Source organism: Staphylococcus croceilyticus, from assembly GCF_002902575.1.
Lineage (GTDB): Bacteria > Bacillota > Bacilli > Staphylococcales > Staphylococcaceae > Staphylococcus > Staphylococcus croceilyticus.
Window position 1 is genome coordinate 1 of sequence record NZ_PPRD01000103.1, and the last position, 7,094, is coordinate 7,094.

General features: G+C 32.0%; 8 protein-coding genes. 2 read left to right on the plus strand and 6 right to left on the minus strand.

Going from position 1 to position 7,094, the window contains the following annotated elements:
- Nucleotides 1-63 precede the first annotated feature (63 nt).
- Both CD128_RS10575 and CD128_RS10580 read right to left on the minus strand, forming a co-directional pair.
- Nucleotides 64-1,242 carry an MFS transporter gene (locus CD128_RS10575; protein ID WP_103329861.1) on the minus strand — a complete coding sequence of 393 codons (1,179 nt, stop codon included), beginning with the start codon at nt 1,240-1,242 and terminating at the stop codon, nt 64-66.
- 116 nt (nt 1,243-1,358) lie between these two features.
- Nucleotides 1,359-1,589, minus strand: coding sequence for a hypothetical protein (locus tag CD128_RS10580; RefSeq protein WP_103329862.1), 231 nt, complete (start codon nt 1,587-1,589; stop codon nt 1,359-1,361).
- A gap of 151 nt (nt 1,590-1,740) precedes the next feature.
- On the opposite strand from CD128_RS10580, the gene CD128_RS10585 reads away from it, so the two are divergent.
- Together CD128_RS10585 and CD128_RS10590 are read left to right on the plus strand one after the other, a co-directional pair.
- A complete protein-coding gene (locus tag CD128_RS10585; RefSeq protein WP_103329863.1) occupies nt 1,741-2,418 on the plus strand; it encodes a response regulator transcription factor in 678 nt (225 codons plus the stop codon).
- 157 nt (nt 2,419-2,575) lie between these two features.
- Nucleotides 2,576-3,889: a HAMP domain-containing sensor histidine kinase gene (locus CD128_RS10590; RefSeq protein ID WP_231917309.1), complete on the plus strand. Its 1,314-nt coding sequence runs from the start codon at nt 2,576-2,578 to the stop codon at nt 3,887-3,889.
- Between the two features lie 69 nt (nt 3,890-3,958).
- On the opposite strand, the gene CD128_RS10595 is transcribed toward CD128_RS10590, so the two are convergent.
- From CD128_RS10595 to lnsB, 4 genes are all read right to left on the minus strand, one after another.
- A complete protein-coding gene (locus CD128_RS10595; RefSeq protein ID WP_103329865.1) occupies nt 3,959-4,747 on the minus strand; it encodes an ABC transporter permease in 789 nt (262 codons plus the stop codon).
- Entirely contained in the window at nt 4,740-5,402 is a 663-nt protein-coding gene (locus tag CD128_RS10600) for an ABC transporter ATP-binding protein (RefSeq protein WP_103329866.1), read from the minus strand. Before CD128_RS10600 ends, CD128_RS10595 begins: the two co-directional genes overlap by 8 nt.
- Nucleotides 5,403-5,576: 174 nt before the next feature.
- Entirely contained in the window at nt 5,577-6,383 is an 807-nt protein-coding gene (locus CD128_RS10605) for a CPBP family intramembrane glutamic endopeptidase (RefSeq protein ID WP_103329867.1), read from the minus strand.
- A gap of 49 nt (nt 6,384-6,432) precedes the next feature.
- Nucleotides 6,433-7,094: CPBP family lipoprotein N-acylation protein LnsB (gene lnsB / locus CD128_RS10610; protein WP_231917310.1), on the minus strand; the 662-nt coding region annotated here is incomplete at its 5' end.

The window sequence follows — 7,094 nt, forward strand, 5'->3', positions numbered from 1 at the left end:
ATAGAGATATTTGCGCTCTTTTTATACAAAAAATGCGGTTAATGAAACAATCAATTTGTTTCATCAACCGCATTTCTCATAGAACCTATTTTTAAGAGTAAGAACTATGATTAAGCCTACTAGTCCTATAAATGCACTAACTAGTGTGACCGCTTCAACGGACATGTGAGAAACAACTAAGCCACCAATAATTCCACCAAAGCCAATGCCTGCATTAAGGCAAGACATATTCCAACTCATCACTTGGCTTGTGTCACCTTCTACATGCTCAATAAGCCCGCTTTGAATCGCAGGGTTCGTACTCCATTGAACAATGTTCCATATAAACAGTCCTACTAATAATAGAAGCGTAGTAGATAATATTAAATTAATAATAATCATCATGACGATAAAGACTGAGAACGCAATAATTAACCAACGTTTACTTGTCAGTTTATCTGCTAATACGCCTCCCATTGAAGTACCTACAACACCAGCGACACCGTTAACTAATAATGCTAAGGAAACGAAGCCCATGTTGTGTCCATTTTCCAAAATAAGCGGATTAATATAGACAAATGTCACGGAATTAGCAATTAAGATTAACAATGTAATCGCCAGATATTTCACGATTTCGGCAGGTCTCAAAATATGAGACGTTTGCTGACCACTTTCATCAATATGACTATATTGTTGATTCGCATAATTGAGTTCTGAAGTAGTAGGTAAATATTTAATCATTAGTAACCCAGCAATCAGACTGACTAAAATAATGAAGACAAATGTAAAGCGCCAGCCAATCCAGTCACCTATCATTGTACCAATCGGCACACCAAAGACGTTCGCACCACTAAAACCTGTATAAACAATGCCAATCATCTTCCCACGGTTCTTAGGTGCAGTTAGCATAGCAGTTAAAGCAAGCACTTTTACGATAATTAATGAAGCAGCTGCAGAAGAAATAATTCGTCCAATAACTAAAATAGTAAAATTCGGGGCAATGGCGATGATGACATTCCCTACAATAAAGACGACTAAAGTCCAAAGTAGCACCGGGCGAGCCGCAAAACGATTAGTCAGTTTAACCAATATAGGTCCACAAATCGCAAATGTCAGCGCGTAAAGCGTAACGAGTTGCCCAACAACAGCTTCTGAAACGCCTAAATCATCGCTCATTAAATTCATAATCCCAGCGACCATCATTTCAACCATCCCGACGATAAAGACGCTAATGATAAAGGTTGCTATACGCATGATAGACATGCAGAAATCTCCTTTCCAAATTATTAAATTTTTTCATAAAAAAACAGCTACCCGCTATTTTTTAAGCTTAGTAACTGTTTTATTATAATATTCATTTTTATTTTTGTACAAAAAATTTAAGATAAATCGTTTCTATCTTCTAGATATTGCTCTACAAATGTTTCAGCAATTATCAATACAATTAATACAATCATAGTGCCATAAGTCACATAATTGTTATGAAGTAAAATATCGATTCCAAAGTTTAAATTAAAATGATTTTCTACTAAGCTAAAGCCTAAACGCAAAATGTTATATAGTCCAAGTACAGTAATAAGAAATCCGATAATATAAGATAATCTTTTCATTTGTACAAACCCCTTTTATGTCGATTTAACTTCATGCTAAATTATTGTACTTAAGCACTTCTTATCGTTATCTTAAATTTTTCTTAAATCATGAATACAACAATAGTTAAATATTTAAAAGTTTTATAAGATAAATAATGAGGTGTTCGCAATGAATGAGAATGTGCTTATTATTGAAGACGATAAAGATATTAATGAACTAATGAAATTATCATTAACTACTAAAGGTATTGAGACAGTACAATCTGTATTTAATATTGAGGAAGCTAAAAATGAACTACTAAATCAACATTATCAGGTTATTCTTCTAGACTTAAATTTAAAATCAGAAGATGGATATCAGCTGTTAAAATATATAGATTTATCTAAAACTGCGGTAATCGTTGTTACAGCTAAAACCACTCATATTGATGTTTATAAAGGTTTTGAAAATGGTGCCGTTGATTACATTAAAAAGCCATTTGATCCAATGGAACTTTATTACAGAGTGTCTCTCCATTTAAATAAGACGTCTAGCCCAATTTATACATATCAAAATTTGAAAATTAACTTCAATAGCATGGAAGTGTATGTAAATAATGAAATAGTTAATTTAACTAATCGTGAGTACCAATTATTAACTTATCTTATCAACAATAAAAATCAGGTACTGACTAAGAATCAACTTTACACAAAAGTATGGGGTTATGATACGGGCGTTGATGATAATACATTAATGGTTCATATACGGACATTACGTAAAAAAATTGAAGCATGCCCTAATGAACCTAAAATGATTAAAACAGTCCGTGGCAAAGGTTATATGTTTAAGGAAGATCAACATGAATAAGCGCTTCACTTTAAAATTTTTAAAATATATTACTGTATTTTTTATTATTAACTTTATTTTTTCTCTAATTTTTATTGGATTAATGACATTTAATCTCGTAACTAACCTATACACATCTTTAAGCGAAGTTGGTCCTGAATATTTTGAAACAACCAATATGAGTGATACTCCAAATGATAGACTAAAAAAATTAGCTGAAAGAGAAAATGCCGATTTATATTTCACAAAAAAGAATGGAGATATTCTTTATCCGAATCATTTAAAAGGACAAAATATTAAACATAAAGTTCTTGATAATATTTATAATACAAACACAATCAATACCCAACACAACACTTATTTTGTTTACATTTATCGTGAGAAAGTTAAATCTCCAAACATAACTAATGATAACCAAATTAAGACATCTCAATTATTGAGCAGTCTGTCACTTCAAGATTTTAACCGTTACAATTTTAATATTAATAATGGTAAACTTTCATTTGTAAAAAATTCAAGTTTTAGAGATTACGAAAACTCATATGACCTAGGCTATAATTTTCATGAGGCAAATATAAATTTCCTAAAAATAGTAATTGGATTTACTATATTAAACATTCTTTTGGTTGCAATTACAGCTTTCTTAATTTCGAAGCGCTTAACAAAACCTTTAGCATATTACATTGACTGGATTGGTAATTTATCTGAAGGTAAGTTGTATCAACCTACGTCTAAACAAAAAAGAAAGCGTAAGAGAAAGAGAACAAAGCGTAAAACGTATCCGGAATTGGATCACTCGTTGAGTCAGTTAAATCAACAAATGTTGTCAGATAAGTTTTATCATAATCAGATTAATTACTATAAAACGAAATGGATTAGCCAAATCTCTCATGACTTAAAATCACCTCTAACAACGATTTATGGCTATTCGAAATTAATTCAAACTGATGAAGCCTCACAACCTTATGTTCAACTTATTTCTGAAAAAGCTACTTTTATGAGTGAGTTAATCGATAGTTTAAATCAATCATTTGATTTAGAAACGCAACAAATGAAACAAGATAAAGAGAACTTCCCTATAAAAGCAACGGTGGAACGCATCGCCTCTATCATAGGGTATCAACAGCTGGCTTTATCATTTAATTTAGATAACGAGTCACAGTTTTATGGTAATAAATTATATTTTGAACGCTTACTCATTAATTTAATTAATAACAGTATTGAACATAATGATAAACACCCAAATATCACAATTCACTTTACTAGAGAAAGTAATATATTAATCATTGATTATATCGATGATGGACAAGGCTTGCCTCAATCAAACTTAGATGACCTTATTAAGCAGTCTTATACTTCTAAAAAAGATAATGCTAATCATGGTATGGGATTGTCTATTATTCAAGATGCTGTTCACTTTCATGATGGAAGTATTGAAGTGTTGCCTACTACTGGCGTACATTTTCATATCTCACTTATCGATAAATCTTAATCATATATACAAAAAGTCAGTTTCCGCTCTAATTTTTAAATGGAAACTGACTTTTCATTTTCAAGAAAATTATTTATCGTCTTCGTCATCTTCTTGGATATCGTTATTACGTGCGATAAGTTGATGACGTGCATTAAAGAATTGATTATAACTTAAATATGTAGCGATTAAGGCAGACATAATCGTTGCGGTAGTATGAATGAACACAACTAAGAGTTGGAATTTAATCGCTTGTAAAGGTGGCACGCCACCAATGATTAATCCAGTCATCATACCTGGAATAGAAACCAAACCATATGTCTTCACTGAATCAATTGTTGGTACAATCGCTAAACGAATACTTTCTCTAATGGCATCCTTAGAAGCTAACTTAGGTGAAGCGGCAAGAGTTAATTTCGATTCAATACCGGCAATATCTTTTACAAATGCACGATCTAAATTCTGATAAGCCAGGTTAATCGCAATTAAACCATTGTTTGCTAACATACCACCAATCGGAATGACTTCATTCGCTTTGAAATCAATCGCCCCAGCTAAGACTGTCGCTGCTAATGGTAACGCTGTACCTACAAAAATCGCCACAAAGGATATAATAAATACATGGTGCATCACTGGCGACGCACGGTTAATCGTATTCCAAGAGGCATTAATAATAATGATTAATACCGCTAATATTAAAATCCATGCTTCATCAATTTTGAAGATATAATTTAGTATAAATCCTAAAATCAGTAATTGGATAACTGCACGAAGAGAAGCAATTACCAAATCTTTAATAATATGTAAGCCTTCTTTGTAAGAAATAATAATTGGAATTAATAACAGTAAGGCAGTTAAGCAGAGGGCTGTATTACTCATTATGTTGTAAGTCCTCCTCTTTAGTTATTTCACCATCAGTAATGGTAATTCTCTTTTGAAAATCACGCATACTTTGATCATCACTATGTGTAATCCATAAGATAGCTACACCTTCATCAGCTAGTTGAAAAATCATTTTTTCGATTTTTTCTTTATTTCGAGTGTCTAAAGCGCTTGTAGATTCATCAAGCAACAACATTTCAGGTTTATACATCAATTGACGTGCAATCGTAATTCTTTGACGTTCCCCACCTGACAAATGTTCAATTTTTGAATCTAAAGAATAGTCACCTAAATTAACCATTTCTAATAATTTTTTGGCTTTATCTTTATCAAATTCATCGTTGTGTGCCATTGCTGGGAATGCCATATTATCTTCAATCGTTTCTCCAAACAATTCGCTTTGTTGCATTAGATAACTAATTTGGGAACGTAATGTTTCAGGATTGTAATCACTATACGGTTTCCCTTTAAAATAAAGTTCCCCTTTTGTAGGGCTAATTAAATTGTTGATTTGTTTTAAAAAGGTACTTTTACCGCTACCTGAGGGACCTACTATAGCAATCGTCTCACCTTTATCCACTTGGAAGTTAATATTATTTAAAATTGTACGATGAGACGCTTTATAACTTAGATTTTTAATTTCTAATAACATCGGTTTCTGACCTCCTTAGTCCTATCCTACTACTAATTATTGAGTATTTAAATTTAATTTTTTATAGAAATAAATTTATTTCTTAATTGAAAAACGTAATTATAAAACAAAAAAGTAAGACGTTTTATTTCAGTACAATAATGTCTGAAACACGTCTTACTTCTTTATACCCTATTATTTGCCTCCAATAATAGGAACAATAATAGCTATAAAAGATACAAAATTATTTATCATATGTAGCGTTATAGTTGTTGCTAAATTTCGTCCACTAAAATGATAGGCAATCACAAAGCCAGTAGCCATAATTAAATATGGTCCTATTTCGAAGGGGGATGTCGCGCCTAGCACGTGTAACCCAGCAAAAATCAAAATAGAAACGACATACATTGCGACATATGTTAATTTCTTACCTAATTCATGAATAATAAGATGTCTAAATAATAGTTCTTCAACGATAGGCGTAATAATGACGATATCTAAAAATAGAATTGGCCATATCCATTTAACCGTAAATAATTGTTCAATGGCTTTATTGTTAGTTGTATCATCAAATTGATATTTCTCAGGCAATAATTCTATAAACCAGCCATAAACGCCCTGTAATATATACATTGCCACTAATACTATAATAATTAAGACTATGTGTTTCTTTAAATCTTTAAAACGTTGAATGGCTAAGGGAATAAGTGTTTTATAATGCATCAAATAAAACAATAATAATATTAAACATTGACCAATTAAAGTAAAAATTTGTGCCCAAGCCATAGAAATGCGTTCAAATTGATTTTCTGTCATGTGTCCAACAAATAACGCGACACCTATCATAGTAATCGATACTAATACAATAGGAAATAACATATTAAATCCTAGATATGCAGGGATAAGCCAGAAATCTCTTTTCACTACACGCTTAGAAGCAAATTCATTCCTCAATGGTGGTTGTTCATTTGTCTGTTGCGAATCATTGTATTTCGAAGTCATATGTCTCTCCTTATCTTCTGATTCTCGGAAAAGTAAGCGATATTACTTTTCAAAAATAAAAAAACCTCTCAATCATTGTAATAATAAATATAACCAATTGTACAGAGCTATGATACAAGAAAGACGCTGCCAAGTTCTTACCGCTTCTTAAATAAACGAGGATAGCACCGAGTGAGAGTACCATATAGGGTACAATTTCTAGCCAAGAGATTAAGTCATACACATGCGTGATGACTTCAATGATTAAACTGAGTGTTATTACAAATCCTATACTAAATCGTTTACCTAATTCATGGATGATTAGATGTCTAAAGATGAGTTCTTCTATTAAGGGTCGGAAAATGACCATCGTGATAAAGGTAAAGAAGATGGCACTAGGATGATTAAACAATCCTTCTAAGCGAATTTGCGCTTGCGTTTTGTCATAACCTAAAGGCGATGGGAACATCGAAGCAGCCATGTTAACACCATAATAAGCGATTACAGCAATAATGCCTGTGACAATAATCATACTTAAACGCTGCTTAGCGAAATGAAATTGGCGTCGCGCAACCTCTGCAATATAAAATTTATGTAAGGTAAAAAACGCTACGATTACTATAAATTGAGCCACAACAAAACTAATGCTCAATGTTAAATTATAAAAATATAATGGCGGTGGATCTTGGGTAATCATTGCCGTTACCCCTAACACACCGAACACAATAATAA